Consider the following 18,036-nt stretch of genomic DNA (forward strand, 5'->3'; position numbering starts at 1 on the left):
CTGGAGACCAGCCGGGCATGCGCTGCGTACCTTTCAGCGGACCGCCGGCCGCGACAGGCGCAGCGTGATCAAGGTCGTGGGAATGCCGCTGTCGATGAGGCGGCCGTCGGCATCGAACGCCTCCGCGCCGTCGGTCATACCGAAGTCGTTGTCGTTGATGAGTGCGATGGTGCGGGCGTTGAGCACCGCGACGCCTTCGATCTTGTTCGGTACGCCGTCGACCTTGTTGAAGTCGATCAGCAACCGCTTCGGCGCGACCTGCACGCCGGCCGTGGCGGGGTCGGTGAGCTGCTCGAGCGACGGGCTCGTCGCGGGACTGTCGTAGGCCCCGCCATGCAGGTCCGTGGCGCCGCGCAGGTCGGCGACGTAGAGCCGGCCGGCCCGATCGGTGCGCTCCTCGACGATCACCGTGTGCGGGCCGACGCCGACGATCGAGGAGATTTTGAGCTCGCTCGGGTCGTCCTCGCCGGGGTCCACGACGGGCACGGGATCGAAGCGGTAGGCGTATTCACCGACGACCTGACCGGTACGCGGCGAGAAGCGCAGCAGCCTGCTGTTGCCTGACGCCTCGCCGGCCGCCTTGTCCGGGACCAGCAGCGGGCTCTGCAAGGCGATCACGAGGTCGCCGCCGGGCAGCAGGCCCAGGCCCTCGAACCCGCGGTTGACCTTGCGCTGGGCGTAGATGGCGGGCAATGCCTCGATGATCGGGTAGTCGGTGCCGGTGAGGTGCAGCCCCTGAGGCACGTAGCGGGCCAGCACCTGGCCTGTCGCCGAGACGTGGACGAGCGAGGGACCGTACTCGTCGACCAGCCAGAACGTGCCGTCGTGCGCGCGCACGACGCCTTCGGTGTCCAGGCCGTCCGGGTTGAGCGCGAGCGGGGTGGAGGCGTCATAGGTGTACGGCTGCTCGTCGTGCGGCAACTGGTTGGGCAGCCCGGTGACGGGCTTGCCGGACCGGATGGTGAGGGGGATCGTCTCGAGGACGCACAGCGCGCCATGGTCTGCGCGTACCTTGACGATCATCGGGTTGAAGTCGGGTGCCGGGAACGTGCGGCGCTTCTCCTTGCCGACCTTGATCTGCCCATTCGGGCCGCGGTCGGTGACCGTCCAGAACTCACCGGGCCGGTCGGCGGGGAAGATGTCGCTGCCGATGCCGCCGAGCTTGATGCCGCGATCGTCGGCCACGCCGAAGGCGCTGAGCGGGACCGGCGGTAAGGTGGCCGTCGTGACCACCTCGGCCGAGAGGTCCACGTCGTGGGCGGTGGCCGGCGTCGGCGCGACCGCCATCAGGGCAAATGCCGGGGCGAATGCGGCGACGGTGCGTGCCACGGAGGTGCGGAATGCCATGGACCGGAACGCTGCAGGAAAGTGATGAACAGCGTGGGGCCGGAAGGTGAACCGGCGGCGGTGCGGACCCGAAGTTCGACAGGTCTCAGGTCCTGCCGTGATCTGCCGATAGGGGGCAGGTAAGACGACCTACCCGATGGTTGGAGTGGCATGAGCCCCGCAGATCGGGAGACCGGCCGACAGCCGTGCCAAGACGCCGCGCTCATCTCCCAGGTGCTGGCCGAACGCTCGATCCATCCCCTCTACCAGCCGATCGTCGACCTCGCCAGCGGTGCGCTGGTGGGCGTCGAGGCGCTGGCCCGGGGGCCGGCCGGCTCTCCGGTGGAGTACCCCGACATGCTGTTCGGCGCCGCCGAGCGGGCCGGGTTGATGTCCCAGCTCGACCAGCTCTGTTTCGCGCGGGCGGTGCAGCTGGCCCGGGCAGCGGAGGGTGTCACGCCGCCGCTGGTGTTCATCAATGCCGAGCCGGGCGTCCTGAACAACGCCGTCACACCCGAGCTGGCGGCTGAGGTGAGCGCCGAGCGGTCCTTCCGGATCGTGATGGAGCTGACCGAGCGGGCTCTCGGAACCTTCCCGGCGTCGCTGCTGAACATCGCCGGCACGGTCCATCACAGTGGTGGCGCCCTGGCCTTGGACGACGTCGGCGCCGACCGGCTGTCGATGGCGTTCCTCCCGCTGCTCGAGCCGGAGGTGGTCAAACTCGACATGCATCTGCTGCGCAACCCCCACTCGCCGTACACCATCGAAACCGCCGCGATGGCAGGTGCCTACGCCGATCGCACCGGCGCGGTCGTGCTCGCCGAGGGCATCGAGACCGAGGCGGACCTGGCGACGGCGAAGACTCTCGGCGCCCGGTGGGGGCAGGGCTGGCTGTTCGGCCGGCCCGGCCCGCTCAGCGCCATGGCCGGCCGGCCGGTCCACCACTCCGCCCGGCTCCGTCCGTCGCGGCCGGACCTGCATCTGCCGGGCGGCACCCCGTTCAGCATGGTTACCGCACGTCACCACAGCCGGTCCGGGGACCGGCCGATGCTCGACGGCCTGATCGAGTACATGTGGCGTCAGGCGGCCGGTAGCGGTTCGTACGCGGTGGTGCTGGGCGCGTACCCGGATCCGGACACCGGCCAAGGATGGCTGCCCAGGCTCGCGGAGGTAGCGGAAGCAGCGGCGTTCGTCGGCGTCGCCGGGCCCCCGCTGCCGGGCGGTAACCCGCCTTCGGTACGGATCGCGACGGCACCGGCCGACGAAGCGGAGTCAGCCGAGACTGCGCTGGCCGTGATCGGCCCCCATTGCGCCGTCGCGCTCTGCATCCGGCCCGGCGCCCACGGCGCCGGCGATTTCGTGCTGACCCACGACCGAGATCTGGCGCATGCGGTGGCCCGCATGCTGTTGCGGCGACTGGGCACCGCCGCTGAGCGGCTGCTGAACCACCCGGCCGACTACCGGCAGGCGGGCCCGACCGTACCGGTGCCGTAGCCCTTACGATCGGCTCGGGATAGTACGGTTGACGACATATGACGGTCGGCGTAGGTTGTCGATCATGCAAGAGCCGACTTTCCTCATCCTCACCGCGTTGGCAGCCGAGTCGCTGCACGGGTACGGGCTCATCCGGTCCGTGGCCGACCTGTCGAACGGTGACGTGCGACTACGTACCGGCACCCTCTACGGCGCCCTCGACCGCCTGACCGACCAAGGCCTCATCGAGATCGATCGCAGCGAGGAGGTCGACGGGCGCCTGCGACGCTACTACCGGCTCAGCGACCGTGGCGCCGCCGTACTCGCCGAGCAGGCCGAGCGGCTCAGGCGGCACGCCGCGGCAGCCGAGACGAACCTGCGCCGCCGGCCGGCGGCGGGCATGTCGTTCACCACCACGGCTTACGCGCCGGAGGTGACCGCATGACCCGGACTGTCGCGCCCGCCCCGTCCGGCTCCCTGGAGAACTGGTTCCGCCGGCTGTTGCTGGCGTACCCGGGCCCCTACCGGCGTCGGCACGGCGGCGAGATCCTCACGACCCTGATGGAGACGACCGAGCCGGGCCGTCGGCGCCCCAGCCGCGCCGACATGACGGACCTGATCGTCGGTGGCGTGCGCCAACGGTTCCGGGTGTCGGGCCGGCGACCGGCGGTCCTGCTGGCGGCGGTGCTGGCGACGGTGGCGCTAGGCGCGTTCGGGGCGGCGGCCGGCTCCTGGTGGGGCGAGCGTACGTTCACCGCCCTGCCGTCCACGGCAGAGATGGACCGGCTCGCGGACGTCATCGCCGGCAAGCCTCAAGGCGCGCCCGACAAGCTGCCCGCCGGCCCGGTGCTCAGCGCCTCGACCGCCGAGATCGTCGGAGGCGGAACCGGCCTGATCACCACGCCCGGATGGACGGCCGACCAGGCACTGGCGCGGATCGCGGAACAGGGATGGGAACTACGCTCCCACAAGGCCGCCGACGCCGAGGAGCTCGGCTGTTCCGGCGAGTTCGTCGCCACCCGCGCCGACGGCCTCGTGCTGCGCGGCGACGAATGCCGCACCGAGGACGGCCTCCTGGTCAAGACCACGGTCTTCGCCCGACGCAGCGGCGCCTACCTGCCTTTGACGGTGGCCGGGGCCCTTGCCGGCGCCCTCGCCGGCTGGCTGCTGACCGCCGGTGTCTCGTACCGAATGCGAAACCTGTCATCCCTGCGCCGCGCGACGATCGGCATCCTGGCCGGCGCGGGTCTGGCAGGCGCGGCGCTCCCGGTGGTCGCGGTATGCGCCAACACCCGGCGACTCCTCACCAACCTCGACGACTCCACCGCCCCTGTGTACGTCCTGCACGCCCCGCTCAAGCCGCTCTGGTACTTCAGCTTCGGTCCGTCCCACATGGTCATGGCAGCAGCGGTCGCCTCGTTGCTGTGCGCATTCACTGCTGTGGCCCTGAGCCGTAGCGGGACTGTTACGGCCGCCGAGCAGACGCCGCTGGCCGGCTAGTTTCCGCGCGGTCTTGACCTCAGGTGAGGTGTGGTCCGGGCCGGTTCCCGGTCTGAGGAAGTGTCACTCGGCCGTCAGACGGGTGGTGTCGCCCCGAGCAAGGCCCACGGGAAAGCGTTGGGCGATGTAGCGCAATCGGTGCCGCGGCACGCCGGCCGACGTCAGCAGCTCCGCCACGTAGGCGGACGGATGGTCGAAGAACACGGCAACCTGATGGTCGTCGCCGATGGCATAGGCGGCGGCGAGGGTGCCCAGGTTGACCGGGTCGAGACCTTGGACGCAGGACAACTCCAACGTCAGGCGCAAAGGTCGCGTGTGCCGGATGGCCCGGACCAGCGTGCGCCTCAGCCATATCGCGTCCTCCGCGGCGAGGACGCCGCGGGGCTGGAGGATCAAGGTGCCGTCGGGGCTGGTGTTGACGTCGACCGTTGCAGCGGTCATCGCGTTGCCTTCCGTTACCCGGTGTGGTCCCGAGTTGTCAGGCTAGGTTTTGCGCCGGGCCGGGTCGAGGTCCCCGGCCGATGTTCACCCTGGCCAGGGCGCCGGCACTATCGCCCAATGTGCCCACTGAAACGGCGTTGACCAGGCAAGAAGCCCGTGTGACCGCCGATGGCCGACGACTGACCCGAGTATTTCGGGCTGGCGGCTGATGCAACGTCGGCTACGCCGTGCTACCAAGGGCTGAACTCGTGCAGTGGGCGGGCCGGGGCCAGCCGTGCCCGCGGGTCTGTGGTAGCCGGATGGCGAGCTCAAAGAATGCTGTCAGGCATCCCGAGGGCGCGGGCCAATCCGGCTACCACCAGGGCGCCTCCCGCCACGAGGACGGCGACGCTCAGCCGGTCGACGTGGACGCGGCGATTCCAGTTCGGATCGTCCAGCATGGCGATGAGAATGCCGAGGCAGGCGACCAACCCCGCGGCGATGAAGGCAATCATGGCGGTTGCTCATTCAGCAGGCGATGTAGTGCCTTCACCGTGCCGCAGGTACGGCGGTACCGGAACAACCGTACCGTGACCGATCGATGAATGTCAGCGGAAGTGGTCGGCCCGGCGAAGCTCAGCCGAGGTACTTCTCCCACGGGCCGGTGATGCCGAGGGTGATGCCGGGAACCTGGATGTTGACGAACAGCACCCTTCCGTCCGGCGAGAAGGTGGGGCCGGTGAACTCCGAGTACGTCGGGGCGCCGTTGCTGATGCCGTTGGCGAGCTGGTTGCGGGCGACAGCGTACGTGGGCCCGCCCGGCACGGAGCTCAGCACGTGTGAGGCGCGGACCCCGTCCTCCGCCAGGACCAGGGTGCCCCACGGGGTGACGGTCACGTTGTCGGGGCCGTCGAAGGTCAGGTCGGCGTACTTCGGGAACGTGCCTTCGCTCTCGGCCGCCGGGTTGTGGGGGAAGTAGGTGACCAGCGTGATGGTCTCGTCGTCGTAGTCGTAGAACCAGACCATGCCGTTGTGCTTGGCCGCGTCGGCCGGCAGGTCGGCGGCGCCGAAGGCGAAGCTGTTCACGATGTACGCTCCCCGGCCGGTGCTCCACACACCTTCGAACTTCTTGCCGCGGGTGACCGTGCCGTCGGCGAACTGCTTGCGGGTCGGCGTCGACCGCGCGTCCCGTTCGGGCACCTCGATCCAGGTCACCTTGAACGGGCGTCCGAGCTGAGCGGACGTGATGTAGGCGACGTCCGGCACGATGCTTGCGTCGTCGAGCCGGATCTGCATGGCCTCCAGCTTGCCCGCGTTGTCGCCGAGCGAAGCGGCCAGCCCGGCCCGCAGGTGTGTGCCCTGTGCGGCGGTCCACCGGTAGAACAGGCCGTTCGGGCCGCCGGCGTCCTCGGACAGATACACGTGCCGCAGGTTCGGTTCCACCGCCAGGGCCTCGTGCTCGAAGCGGCCGAACGCCTTGATCGGCTGGGGTTGCTGGAGTCGCGACTCGGCGGGCGTGACCTCGAAGACGTACCCGTGGTCCTTCTCGTAGGTGCCGCTCTGGCCGCCGGCCGTCCAGGTCGTGCCGGCGTTGATGAAGGTTTCCTCGCAGGTGAGCCAGGTGCCCCAGGGGGTGACGCCGCCGGCGCAGTTGCGTACGGTGCCGGCGATGCCGACCCACTCGGCGACGCGGTTGCCGCTGCGGTCGGTGGTGATCACCGTGCAACCGCCCGCATTGCCCGCGCCCGGGTCGTAGACCGTGCCGGCGATGTGCGGTACGCCGTGCGCCGACAGGTACGGCGTCAGCTCGTGGTTCTGGATGACGGTCAATCTGTCCCGGCGGGCGCCCACCACGCCGGTGCCGTCGTGGTAGGCCGGAGTCTTGCCCTGGCCACCCGAGAGATCGGAGACGCCCTCCCGCGTGACGATCTTGTACGAGAAGCCGGCGGGCAGGGCCAGGATCCCGTCCGGGTCGTCCTGCAGGGGCGGGAACGGGCGACCCGTGGCGGGGCGCGGGCGGTCGGGCCGGGCAGCGGCGACGGCGGGTTCCGCGAGGCTGGGCAGCGTACCCGCGACGGTCAGTCCGACGCCTGCGGTACCACCGGCGAGAATCTGGCGGCGACTAAGAGTCATGCTGGGGAAGCCTCGGCGACCTGCCTGAAGTCCAGTCGTACACCGGGTGACGTGGCGATGGTCAGCTGCCATCGAGAACTCGGGCGTGATCTATCGATCATGTTCGGGGAAGGAACGGTCGCTGAACGCCGGATGAATCCGGTGGCGCCCCACATGTGGGTTCGGGCGCCCGGCCTTAACGTCGATGGTATGCGGCTTGGCGTGTTGGATGTCGGCTCGAACACCGTGCATCTCCTCGTCGTGGACGCACATCCCGGTGGCCATCCCACTCCGATGCACTCGGAGAAATCCCTGCTGCGCCTTGCCGAACACCTCGAGGCGGGGCGGCTGACCGCAGCCGGCGTGCGAGGACTGGTACGTGCGGTGACGCGGGCGAAGGCGGCCGCGACGCTCGCCGGATGCCAGGAACTGCTCGCCTTCGCGACCTCGGCGCTGCGCGATGCGGACAACTCTGCCGCGGTTCTGTCGCACGTGCGGGCCGAGACCGGCGTCGGGCTGCAGGTCCTGTCCGGTGAGGACGAGGCCCGGTACACCTTCCTGGCAGTCCGCCGCTGGTACGGCTGGTCGGCCGGGCGTCTGCTGGTGCTGGACATCGGGGGCGGCTCGCTGGAGCTGGCCGCGGGCCGCGACGAGGACCCCGAGGTGGCGCTCTCGCTGCCGCTCGGTGCGGGACGGCTCACCCGGCAGCGGCTGACCGGTGACCCACCCGCACGAGGCGACCTCAAGTCCCTCGCCGAAGACCTCGAGGTCGCCCTGGCGCCGGTCGCGCGGCAGATCCGGCAGGCGGGACCGTACGAACTCGCCGTCGGCACATCGAAGACGTTCCGCTCGCTGGCCAGGCTCGCCGGGGCGGCTCCGTCGACCGCCGGGCTGCGAGCTCGCCGCACGCTCACCGACGCCGGGTTGCGCCAGGTGTTCGGCTTCATCAGCCGCATGGCGTCACCCGACCTGGCGAGTCTGGAAGGCGTCAGCCCCGGCCGTGCGCACCAGCTCGTCGCCGGTGCGCTGGTGGCCGGGGCCGCGATGCGGGCGCTCGACGTCAGCGAACTGCAGATCTGCCCCTGGGCGCTGCGCGAGGGAGTGATCCTGCGCCGGCTGGACTCCCTCGGCGTTCCCGCCGCTTCCGAGCGGTCGTGGCCACTCACCGACCGAGGCCCGCGGCGCGTCATGGACATCGCTCAGTAAGAGCGCGACGTCACTCGGCGACGTGCTTGTCGAAGCCGATGTACAGGCGGGCCGCCGCGTTCTCGCCCAGCGCGCCGAGCGTCTCCAGCTCGCGGAGCCGGAGCAGGGCCGGGTGCTGCGCGTACGCCTCGGCGGCCGCGGCCAGCCGGCGCAGCGCATCCACCTCGGCGTCGGCACGGATGCGCTTGGCCTCGGCGTCCGCCTCGGCGCCGACCCGGGTCGACTCGGCGCGTGCGGCGGCCTCGAGCGTCTCCCGGTCGGCTCGCGTACGCGCCTCGACCATCTGCGCCTCGGCCATCCGCTGCGCGGTGAGCACGCGATTCATGACCTCCTGAAGATTGCCCGGGAAGACCAGGTCCTTCACGTCCGCCCGGATGATCTCGACGCCGTAGCCGGCCGAGACGCCCTCGACGTCACGCAGGATGTCTTCGCTGAGCTGGTTGCGGTTGGTCAGGATGGCCTCGAGCGTCATCGACGCCAGCGACCGCCGCGCGGCCAGCTGAACGTCGCTGTAGATGCGGTCGTCGAAATCGGCGACCCGCTCCTTCGCGGCGACCGGGTCGACCACCCGGAAGTGCGTGATGATGTTGACCCGTACGGCCACCTTGTCGGCGGTCAGGATCTCCTGGCCCTTGATGTTGAGCTCTCGCTCACGCACATCGACGAGCACGACCTCGACCCGCGGCACCCGCCGGCCACCGAACCGCCGGCGGGGCAGCTCGTACCGGCCCGGCTCGAGCACCTCGTCGAACCGGCCGTCCACATAGCGAAGACCACGGAAACCGCTGCGAATGATCACCTCTGGGCGATTCGTCATGGAGCACCTCAATACAAAGAATGAAAAGAATAGGGTGGCCCCGTAGCGGATCCGATGGGAAGGATCGGTCGCCGTGAAGGCGGCGGAAAAGCGCGGTGTGATCGCCAGGGCATCCGCCGCGGAGGCGCTTTCTTCTGAGTCCGCCGGGGCCGAGTAAAGGATCCCAAGCGAGTCGATCACGCACAACGCATTATCTCCGCGGTCGGAGCGCGGGGAATCGCCGGTCGCCCTCCGACGCTCGATCGATCGCAATCTGCAAGGTGGCAGGTTGATAGGTAGCTACCAGCGCGATGGCTGTGTTCTACTGGTGCCATGCAGTCAAGGGCAAGGGAGGGGACGACATCACGGCACCCGGCGGCAACCGGGTGCCGTTCATGCCTCTCGTCCACTCGAGCGCGACCGTGGCGTGCCTACTACCGCGGGCCCGGCGCACGCGTGACCGACCAGCACTTCATGTGGTCCTACGTCTTCAACCAGGTCGGGCGCGCTCTCCTTCGGTCATTGAGGACGCCCGTCGGGGCCGTGGAATGCCACGCCTCGCTAGCGCCAGGTGATCACCGAGAGTTCCGGACGGGTGACCTGTCTCGTTTCGATGAACCTTCCGTTCGCTGTTTTCTCGTTCTGATAGGACAGTGAGTAGGCTGGCGCGCGATCTCGCTGGGTGCTGTCTGGCAGGCAGCGAGGTAGCAATTTGAGTTTCCATCGCACCGACTTCGACGTTGAAGGATTCATGGCTGAGGGTGACTCGCCGACGGTCGCGCGGAGGCGCGTGCGTCTCGCGCTGCGTGAGGCGCGGGAGGCCGCGGGGTACACCCAGCTGGACGTCGCCGAGCAGATGGAATGGTGCCTGGGCAAGGTCGTCCGCATCGAGAACGGCGACGTCACGAACGCGCCCAACGATCTGCGGCCGTTGCTCACCTATCTCACGGTCGAGGACCGCGCGAGTCCGTCTCTCCGCGGGTTCTCGAACACGGTCATGTATCGCGAGACCGGGACGACGGACGAGGTCGTCGAGGACGAGGCTGTGACCACGCGGCACTTCGGACGGTACCGGCAGCTCTGCGGAGCGGCGCGGACCGAAGGTGAAACAAGAAAACGCATCAGAGAGCTGCGGTGAGGTCGAGAAGATTTCAGCGACTTATCGGTGCGGTCGATAACGAGATCACAGGGCCGCCGGCGGCGTCCGACCAAAGACTTTGTCCGCCGGCGAGCCCTGCCCCAACCATGAGGAGAGCGCAGTGGCGATCCCCCCGGCCCCTGGCCCTTCAGCGCCAGGGACAACGGTCGTAGAAATAAAGGTATACGGTGCCCAGCTCGATCAGGAAAAGATCAACCGGCTGATCCGGGCCTCGACCGAAGGCGTGACACCGCCCACGGCGGAGCTCACCACGGTCTGGAACGGGGCCCGGTTGCGCGCGGATTCGCTGAGCGGGTTGCGCACCGCGGTCGAGAACCGCCTGGAGCCGGGTGACTGGCGGCGTCTCGACAACCTGCGAATCAGTACGGGTGATGAGACGCGCAGCGTGGTCGTCGAGATCGGCGCGCAGGCCGCGACGGTCACCATCGAGTCGACGGACGGCGACTGGGCCATCGGCCGGGGTGAACAGTTCCGCAAGATCCTCCAGTACGCCGGCGGGTCGCGCGTTCTGCGCCGGTGGTGCGCGGCACGGCTGTCCGCGGCCGGCGCGATGGCCGCGGCGATGATCGTGGCGCTGCTGGCCGTGGCCGGGGTCGTCGACGGCCGTCCCGGCTCGGTCGCGACTGCCGCATTGATTCTCGCCGTCGCCACGATCAGCGGCTTCCTGATCGGCCGCCTCCGGGCGCGGCGCAATCGGATCGTGCTGTGGATCGACGGGCCCATACCGAAACCCGGCTGGACCACCTGGGCCGTCGGCGAGCGGATCGCCGCGCTCGCCCTGGTGGTAGCGCTGGGCTCCTTGGTCGTCAACATCCTCAAGTGAAACGGCCACGCTGACCTCGTCACGCCGTACCGCGACGACGGCTACCTGCGAGAATCTCGCCTGTTACGTAAGGCGGCACCACGTCACTCTGCCGTCGGATCTGCTCGCCACCATCAGGGAGCGGCATTACACGGTGCCGTCGGTCGACGAGGAGCGGCTGATCGTCCTGACCGGGGACGCCGAGCATCTCGATGCCGTCCGCGACCACCGTTACGCCTGAGCCGCGGGTCGTCGGCAAGCCGACACCGTCCGATACGGCAAGCTGATCCGCCCAGCTCCTGGCGTCGTTACCGTGCTACTACACGGTTCGGCAATGGGGGTCGGTCATGACCACACCAGCTACCAAGACGCTCAGCGCCCATCCCGCACTCTGGTGGGGGTGCGCGGTAGGTGTGCTCACCGTCCACGCGATGATCCGGGCCGTGGGCAGCCTGCTGCAGCAGGTGCAGCAGAGCGGCAGCGATCTGTTCGGTGGGATGGAGACCCTGGGCAGCGGGTTGCTGCCGGCTCCGGCTTTTCAGCGTACGCAGTCCCTGCTCCGGGTCTGGCACGAGTCGTACGTGGCGTACCACCCGGTGAAGGCCACGATCCTCGATACGTCGCGCCTCTACACCGTGCTCGATCTGATTCTCATCGTCCTGTACACGGTGCTGCTCGCCGGCCTGATCCGGTACCTTCGGCCGGTCACCGCGCCGGGGCCGGCCGGGCCGGACGAGCGGTTCGCCGTGCTCCGCCAGGTCGCCGGGTCCTCGGCCGCGTTCTGGTTGCCGATCGCCGCGGCGGCGGCCGATCTTGCGGAGGACGGCCTGCGGTACTGGCTCATCGCCAATGCGTTCGGCGACGGTGACGGGTCCGCACCCGGCTGGGTGGTCGGCCTGAGCTGGTTCTGCACCACCGCCAAGTTCGTCCTCATCGCATTGTCGATCCTCGTCGTCGTCGCGCTCGGTCACGGCCGGCTCGTCAATTGGCGCCAGGCCCGCTGGGCGCTGTGGCGGCTGCGGGTGCCGGTCGGCGCGGTGCTGTTCTTCGTCGCGCTGGTGCTGGGGGATCCGACCGGGCAGGCCGACGACCTGATCCGCCGGTGGCTCGACAGCTGGTGGAACGCCCTGACCGGGGTCGCGGCGATTGCCGGGGCGATGCTGCTCGGCCTGACGGTGTGGCTGGTCACCCGGCGGGTCGTCCTGGCCAACCAGAGCGACACCGGCTCCAGCCGCCGGCACCGGGAACTGATCATGACTGGGCTGTGGCTGGGTGTCCTGGCGGTGACGGCGGTGGTGGCGATCCTGGCGCTGGGGTGGCACGTCGACCGCAACACGATGAGCATCCTCGTGGTGGCGGTGGTGCTGCTGCTCGCGGCGGTCTTCCTGGCCGGGACGGAGGTGCCGACCACGTTCGGCAAGGTTGCCACCGACTGGCGGACCATCCTCGGCCTGGCCGTCCTCGCGGCCTGGGTCGTGTCCTTCGCGGCCGGCTGGCCCGAGCTGCGGGCGCCGGCGTTGGTGGCCTCGGTGATCCTGGCGCTGGAGGGGCTGGCGGCGCTCGGTCGCTGGGCGGCAGATCGCAAGCGGGACAAGACCGCACCGGGGGAGGGCGCGCCCCCGTCGGGGGATGCCACCGATGCCGAGCAGACGGAACACGAGATTGCGCCCGGCAAACCCGACAAGGCAGTGGCCAAGAAGGCCGCACCGGCCGACGTCATGACGGCGCTGCGGCAGCGGGCCAACACCGCCCGGGACGCCGATGTGGCGGCCGCCGGGGACGGGAAGCTCGCGGCGGCCCGGCGTACCGCTCGGTATCTCGCCGTCGCCTGCCCCGTCGCGCTGCTGGTCGCCGCGGCAGGGGCGTTCGCGCCGGTGCCGCTGGTGCTGTGGTTGTCCGGCGGTGCCTCGAGCCGGCGGTTCTTCTGGGGTACGGTCGTCGCCGTCCTCCTGCTGGCCGGGCCGGCGATCGTCGCGGTGACCGGCCGCGCGGTGATGCTGGCATTCGACGAGTACGGCTCCGACGTGCCGGAACCGCTGGAACTCGGGTACAAGGTGCTCGTACCGGTGATCATGCTGTGCGCGGCGCTCGGGCTGATCGGCGGCCCGGCGCACTGGCCCGGAATCGGGCCGATATCCATCGTGGCGGCCTTCCTGGCGGTGGTGATCATCGCGCTCGGGGAGGCACAACTGCGGGCGGAGACGCACGAGGCGCCGCCGAGCTTCCTGCTCGCCGGATTCACCCGGGTGCCGCCGGTGACCCTGATCGTGCTGACCTCGCTGGTGGCCGGGTTCGCCTTCAGCGACGGATCCGGGCACGCGGTCTTCCGCAGCGGGTCCCTGCCGGCCGGGATGGTCGCCGGGAACGAACGGCCGGGCGTGTCACTGGCCACCGCCTTCACCGAGTGGGCCGCGGCGAACTGTGCCGACAGCAAACACCCGGACGCGACCGTACCGATGGTGCTGGTGTCCGCGCCGGGTGGTGGTCTGCGGGCGGCGTACTGGACGGCTTCGACCCTGACCGGTCTCTTCGGCGCGGCCGCGGCAGAGAAATCGAGCTGCCCCCAGGCCGCGCCGGCGGATCGGGTGTTCGCGGTCGGCGGCGCCTCCGGCGGCAGCCTCGGCGAGCTGACCTGGATGGCCTGGCGGGCCGGGAACGACACCGACCGGACCTGGTACGACGCCGACCTGGCCCGGCCCGACTTCCTCACCGACCCGCTGGCCTGGCTGCTGACGGTCGACCTGGCGCGGGGCTACCTCGGCTTCCGGGGCCAGGACCGCGCTCGCCGGCTGGAGAACCGCTGGTCGGACACGATGCCGGGGCTGACGTCGAACTTCTTCGACGGTAGCTGGGGCCAGGGCGGCCGGCTGCCCGTGACCCTGCTGACGTCCACCCAGGTGGAGACCGGCTGCCGGCTCAACGTCGGTTCCGTACGCGTGACCGACGAGCGCCTCCATGCGAGCGAGAGCAGCTGCACCACGATCCACGAGAACGTCGGGCAGACCGACGCGCCGGCCGCCTCCGACCTGCTCGACTACCTGTGCGGGCCGGCCCGCGGCGACACCCCGTCGGCCGTGTCGCGATCGACCGCGGCGCTGCTGTCGGCCCGGTTCCCGTGGGTGTCGCCGTCCGGGCAGCTCTACCGGTGCGGACCGCAGGTCGCGGGCAGCACGAAATCGGCCACCCGGATCGCCGCGGTCGACGGCGGGTACGCCGACAACACGGGGATGGGTTTCCTGCTCGATCTGTGGCCCCGGCTGGAGCGGATGATCGCCGCCCACAACGCGAGTCCCGGCCAGGGCCGGATCGTGCCGGTGTTCCTCGAGGTGGACAACCACTACGCCGAGGTCGCCGCCCCGGCCACCCCCGACCGTACGGTGGAAACGCTGGTGCCGCCGCTGACCAAGAACCGCCCGGACCAGCTCGACGACCTGACCATGCGCGCCCGCGCCGAGGCGGCGTTCGTCGGCACCGCCCCGGGAACGAGCTGTCAGCTGGACCCGCTGGCCGGCCGCTACCTGCGGATCAGCCCGAAGACGTCGCCCGGGCTGCCGGCCCCGCTGGCCTGGACGCTGTCCGAGGCCGCGACCGACGACCTCCGCCGCCAGCGTGACGCGGCGCTGGCCGAGGCGGTGCCGCAGGCCCTGTCGAACTGGGTCAGCGGCGCCGCGGCACCGGCGGGCTGCTAGCGCCGCGTACCGTCAGCAGGCAGGCGTTCCGGCGCGCTGCAGCGCGCTGTTCACGGAGTTGACCCAGTCCCCGAGCAGCTCCGCGACATCCTTCGCCGGCCGGCCGGGCACATCGCGCAGGATCAGCACGGCCCGGGGGCGCGGCGCCCGCGGGCAGCTCGTCGAGCAGCCGGTCCGGGTAGGGCTTGCAGCCAGGGCACCTCGCCACCGGTCGCAGGCTCCGAGCATCCGATAGCAGTGCACGGGCAGCTCTCGCCGGTGGCGCTCCGCCAGCCCCGAGAACGCCGGCTCGTCGGCCTCGCGCAGATCGCTCACGCCCATCACGTCATTCTCCCGCCTCTTCGGTATCCGTCGTAGGTATGACGGGTGCGGGCCCGGCAACTCGTCACCGGCGTGCCGGGTCCCTACCCGGAGACGACCAGGGGAGCAGCCTCGGGAGCGTCGGGGCGGCCGGTGCCGCGGCGTCGTTTGGCGGCGTACATGAGGCCGTCGGCGCGAGCGGTCAGCGCGTCGAGGTCCTCGTCGCTGCCCTCCTGGCGCACGGCGGCGCCGATGCTGGCTCCGATGACCAGGTCGTGCTCGCCGATCAGCGCCGGGGCTTCGAGGGCCGCCCGGACCTGGCCGGTGACCGCTTCCGCCGTCTGCTCGTCGCAGCCCGGCAGCAGGATGAGGAACTCGTCGCCGCCGAGCCGCCCCGCCAGGGCGCCGGCCGGCAGGCAGCCGGTGATACGAGCGGCGACGGTACGCAGCAGCTCGTCGCCCACGGCGTGCCCCAGCGCATCGTTGACCGGCTTGAAATTGTCCAGATCGAGCAGCAGAACCGCCATCGGCCCGCCCGCGTGCCGGGCGGCGAAGTCGGCGAGATGAGCCCGGTTCGCGAGGCCCGTGAGCCCGTCGTGCGTCGCCTGCACCTGCAGAGCGTGGCGGGCGGCCCGGAGATCGGCCAGCTGGCGGGTGAAGGCGGCCGACTGCGAGCCCGCCACCAACGCGATCAGCAGGTGCAGTCCGATCGCGAACGCGACATCCTGCGGCTGGCCGGCGCGGTCGCCGAGGAAGACCATCTCGCCGGCGTACGAAAGGGAGGTCATTGCCCACACGCCGAGCGTCGCCACCAGCCCGTGCCTGATGGCGGCCGCGACGATCGGCACCGCCAGCAGCGGCCACGTGGTGCGCTGGCTGTGGGCGCTGAACTCGATGACCATGGCGACGCAGACCAGCGTGTCGAGCATGACCTGGCCGGCGCTGTACCAAAGGTATGCGCGGCCGTAGGGCCGCAGCCATGCCAGGGCGGCGAGGATGTTCGCCAGGGTCATCACCGCGAGGCCGGCATAGCAGGCGGCGAGCAGATCGGAGGTCAGCGGCGCAGCAGCACGGTCCGCGGAGGGCACCAGCGCCACGGTGAGAGTGCCCGCGAGCCCCAGCCCGCGCGCGATGAAGGCGGAGCCGTCGATGGTACGGCGGCGCCGGCGCATCGACGTCTGCGACGCCGAGGGTGAGCCGGCGAGCATGCTGACTGCGCTCATCGGGCGTACCTCACCGCGCTTTGATCGGCCGGACCTGCCCCGACTTGAGGTAAAGCCTGCGGGCACAGGACGAATTGCCACGCCCGCACGAAGATGGCACCCGACACCGCCGCGATGTCGACGATGCGCCGCACCAGCGCCAGGCCGCGTACCGGCTCGGCAGCCGGGATCAGCCCACCGGCAACCGCCCGGCCGCGAGCATCGACAACGTCGCCGGCCCGCGGCTACGAGCGCGCTCAGGAGGCGAAGATCGAGGCGGCCCATTCCGGGTGGTCGACGAACGGGTTCCGGTTGTGCTGGTAGGTGGTGTAGATCGTTTCGTTGCGCCGCTTCTCGAAGGCGTCCGGCGGGTCCTGCGCGCTCCACTGCAGCAGGACCGACACGCGGCCCAGCCGGGGTGCCGTGCCACCGGTCGTGGCGTCGTCGACCTCGAGGTCGGGGTAGCCGTCGCCGCCCTCGTAGCGGACGGCCATGTAGAAGATCATCCGTGCCACGTCGCCCTTGACCGCGGCCCGGGGCTCCCACGAGTCGGAGTCCGTCTTGTTGCCCGGGGCGTCGGTGACCGCGGCGCCGCCGGCGTCGAAGTCCTTGTTGTCGCGCTCGCTGTTGACGTGTACGTCCTCGGGGCGCAGGTGGTGCAGATCCGTGCCGGGGCCGTTGACCGTGCCGAAGCCACCGTGGGACTTGGCCCAGACGTGCTCCCGGTTCCAGTCGCCCGTGTCGCCCCCGTTGAGGTCCTTCGACCGGCTGATTCCCGAGTACAGCAGGATGACGTTCGTCGGGTTAGCCGGATCCTGGTCGGTGACCTTGAGTGCGTTCCACACCGCGTCGTACGACAGAGTGGTCACCCCGCTCGAGATGATCCCGTGCAGCGCGCTCTTCAGGCTCGCACCGGACTTGCCCGCCGCGGCCGCGTAGTAGGCGTCGGTGGAGCCGGTCGGTGTGGGCGCGGGGGTGCTCGTCCCGGCAGTCATCGCGGTCGGCGACTTGAGGCCCGGGTGGGAGAAGTACGCCGCGAGGGACCCGGTCACCGTGATCATCGCGTCCATCCGGCCGGGGTTGCTCTGCAGCCCGAAGGACGCCCGATAGGCGCTGGTGACCTGGACGTACAGCATCTTGCCGGTGCTTCGCTCGCCGGCGCTGTCGGCAAGCGCCAGCGCGGTGTCTCCGGTGAAGCCGCTGGAGAGCACCGTGCTCGTGCCGATCGGCTGGCCGACGACGTAGCCCCGGACACTGCCGGTGCCACTCTGGGTGCTGATCGCCTGGGCGACGGTCATCGTGACAGCGGCCGCGGGCCGCATCCCGGCCGGACCGCGGAACACCGGGACGAGCAGCGCGAACAGCCCGAGCAGTGCGGGCGTCATGAGCGCCGCGGCGCGCCGGTGCGACGAAAGTCCGGACATCAGCACTCCGCTCGCCGGTCCTACGGATGGTCGTCACAGTATGGAAGATCGGCCGATCCTCAAGGTCATACCAGCTTCGTCATACGGATTGCCGACTGAAGGCGGGCTTTGCTCAGGGCGACCCGTCAAGCTGGGGAGATGACTCCGGAGATCGAGGCGATTCTCGCTTCGGGCGCGACGATTCTGGTCAACGCCGTGGCCACCGATGCGTGGAAGGCGACCCGCGAGGGCTTCTCGAGACTGTTCGGCCGCGGCGAGCCGGCACGGGAGGCCGCGACGGAGCGCCGCCTCGACGCTCTGGTCGCGACCGTGGACCGGTCCGACCCGGACCGGCGTGCCGACGTCCGCGAGCAGGAGTGCGACCGATGGCTGGTGCGGCTGAGCGACCTGGTCGAGGACGACCCGTCCGCGCTCGGCGACCTGCGGTCGCTCGTCGAGCAGCTTGCTGCGCACCTGCCGCCCCAAGCGCAGACCTGGGTCCAGACCAACATCGCCCGCGACAACGCCGAGCTGTACGCGGCGCAGGGCGGTGGAACGATCAACGTGGACAAGGGGGATCCTCCGTCCGGAGCGTGACCGCCGCCGCCGCGCGTCCGATACTGGTGTCGTGGCACGGCATCGAGGGCG

Annotated in this window: 15 protein-coding genes and 1 pseudogene; 8 read left to right on the plus strand and 8 right to left on the minus strand. The window is 70.3% G+C overall.

Translation table 11 applies throughout. The features are described from left to right. Window positions 1–33: 33 nt before the first annotated feature. A complete protein-coding gene (locus tag ACIBO8_RS26230; RefSeq protein ID WP_396117948.1) occupies window positions 34–1,347 on the minus strand; it encodes an esterase-like activity of phytase family protein in 1,314 nt (437 codons plus the stop codon). Window positions 1,348–1,497: 150 nt separating this feature from the next. On the opposite strand from ACIBO8_RS26230, the gene ACIBO8_RS26235 reads away from it, so the two are divergent. From ACIBO8_RS26235 to ACIBO8_RS26245, 3 genes are all read left to right on the plus strand, one after another. Beyond that, window positions 1,498–2,820, plus strand: coding sequence for an EAL domain-containing protein (locus tag ACIBO8_RS26235; protein ID WP_396117949.1), 1,323 nt, complete (start codon window positions 1,498–1,500; stop codon window positions 2,818–2,820). A 64-nt stretch (window positions 2,821–2,884) separates the two neighbouring features. Further along, complete coding sequence (locus ACIBO8_RS26240; protein WP_396117950.1) at window positions 2,885–3,244, plus strand: PadR family transcriptional regulator; 360 nt, start codon at window positions 2,885–2,887, stop codon at window positions 3,242–3,244. Further along, entirely contained in the window at window positions 3,241–4,299 is a 1,059-nt protein-coding gene (locus ACIBO8_RS26245) for a hypothetical protein (protein ID WP_396117951.1), read from the plus strand. Before ACIBO8_RS26240 ends, ACIBO8_RS26245 begins: the two co-directional genes overlap by 4 nt. Window positions 4,300–4,362: 63 nt before the next feature. Here ACIBO8_RS26245 and ACIBO8_RS26250 read toward each other — a convergent pair whose 3' ends face one another. From ACIBO8_RS26250 to ACIBO8_RS26260, 3 genes are all read right to left on the minus strand, one after another. Then, window positions 4,363–4,740 (minus strand): STAS domain-containing protein, encoded by a 378-nt coding sequence (locus ACIBO8_RS26250; RefSeq protein WP_396117952.1) that lies wholly within the window; start codon window positions 4,738–4,740, stop codon window positions 4,363–4,365. Between the two features lie 308 nt (window positions 4,741–5,048). After that, window positions 5,049–5,234, minus strand: a complete 186-nt coding sequence (locus tag ACIBO8_RS26255; RefSeq protein ID WP_396117953.1) for a hypothetical protein — start codon at window positions 5,232–5,234, stop codon at window positions 5,049–5,051. Between the two features lie 121 nt (window positions 5,235–5,355). Further along, entirely contained in the window at window positions 5,356–6,852 is a 1,497-nt protein-coding gene (locus tag ACIBO8_RS26260; protein WP_396117954.1) for an alkaline phosphatase PhoX, read from the minus strand. Window positions 6,853–7,041: 189 nt separating this feature from the next. Between ACIBO8_RS26260 and ACIBO8_RS26265 the strand changes: the two genes are divergently transcribed. Beyond that, window positions 7,042–8,037, plus strand: a complete 996-nt coding sequence (locus tag ACIBO8_RS26265; RefSeq protein WP_396117955.1) for a hypothetical protein — start codon at window positions 7,042–7,044, stop codon at window positions 8,035–8,037. Between the two features lie 10 nt (window positions 8,038–8,047). Here the strand turns inward: ACIBO8_RS26265 and ACIBO8_RS26270 are convergent, their stop codons facing one another. Further along, window positions 8,048–8,854 carry a slipin family protein gene (locus ACIBO8_RS26270; RefSeq protein WP_396117956.1) on the minus strand — a complete coding sequence of 269 codons (807 nt, stop codon included), beginning with the start codon at window positions 8,852–8,854 and terminating at the stop codon, window positions 8,048–8,050. Between the two features lie 730 nt (window positions 8,855–9,584). Between ACIBO8_RS26270 and ACIBO8_RS26275 the strand changes: the two genes are divergently transcribed. The 3 genes from ACIBO8_RS26275 (at window position 9,585) to ACIBO8_RS26285 (ending at window position 14,483) form a co-directional block, all read left to right on the plus strand. Continuing rightward, window positions 9,585–9,971, plus strand: a complete 387-nt coding sequence (locus tag ACIBO8_RS26275) for a helix-turn-helix domain-containing protein (protein ID WP_396117957.1) — start codon at window positions 9,585–9,587, stop codon at window positions 9,969–9,971. Window positions 9,972–10,092: 121 nt separating this feature from the next. Continuing rightward, window positions 10,093–10,815 carry a hypothetical protein gene (locus ACIBO8_RS26280; protein ID WP_396117958.1) on the plus strand — a complete coding sequence of 241 codons (723 nt, stop codon included), beginning with the start codon at window positions 10,093–10,095 and terminating at the stop codon, window positions 10,813–10,815. A gap of 326 nt (window positions 10,816–11,141) precedes the next feature. Continuing rightward, entirely contained in the window at window positions 11,142–14,483 is a 3,342-nt protein-coding gene (locus tag ACIBO8_RS26285) for a hypothetical protein (protein ID WP_396117959.1), read from the plus strand. Window positions 14,484–14,513: 30 nt separating this feature from the next. Here ACIBO8_RS26285 and ACIBO8_RS26290 read toward each other — a convergent pair. From ACIBO8_RS26290 to ACIBO8_RS26300, 3 genes and pseudogenes are all read right to left on the minus strand, one after another. After that, a pseudogene (locus ACIBO8_RS26290) lies at window positions 14,514–14,804 on the minus strand (sigma factor-like helix-turn-helix DNA-binding protein); the annotation flags it as partial. A gap of 83 nt (window positions 14,805–14,887) precedes the next feature. Beyond that, window positions 14,888–16,006: a diguanylate cyclase domain-containing protein gene (locus ACIBO8_RS26295; protein WP_396117960.1), complete on the minus strand. Its 1,119-nt coding sequence runs from the start codon at window positions 16,004–16,006 to the stop codon at window positions 14,888–14,890. 236 nt (window positions 16,007–16,242) lie between these two features. Further along, window positions 16,243–17,409, minus strand: a complete 1,167-nt coding sequence (locus ACIBO8_RS26300) for an endonuclease (protein ID WP_396117961.1) — start codon at window positions 17,407–17,409, stop codon at window positions 16,243–16,245. A 138-nt stretch (window positions 17,410–17,547) separates the two neighbouring features. On the opposite strand from ACIBO8_RS26300, the gene ACIBO8_RS26305 reads away from it, so the two are divergent. Further along, the gene (locus ACIBO8_RS26305; protein ID WP_396117962.1) at window positions 17,548–17,985 is read left to right on the plus strand and encodes a hypothetical protein; all 438 of its coding nucleotides are present in this window, start codon (window positions 17,548–17,550) and stop codon (window positions 17,983–17,985) included. The last annotated feature ends 51 nt before the right edge of the window (window positions 17,986–18,036 follow it).

It is taken from the genome of Actinoplanes sp. NPDC049681 (assembly GCF_044465265.1).
Classification (GTDB): domain Bacteria; phylum Actinomycetota; class Actinomycetes; order Mycobacteriales; family Micromonosporaceae; genus Actinoplanes.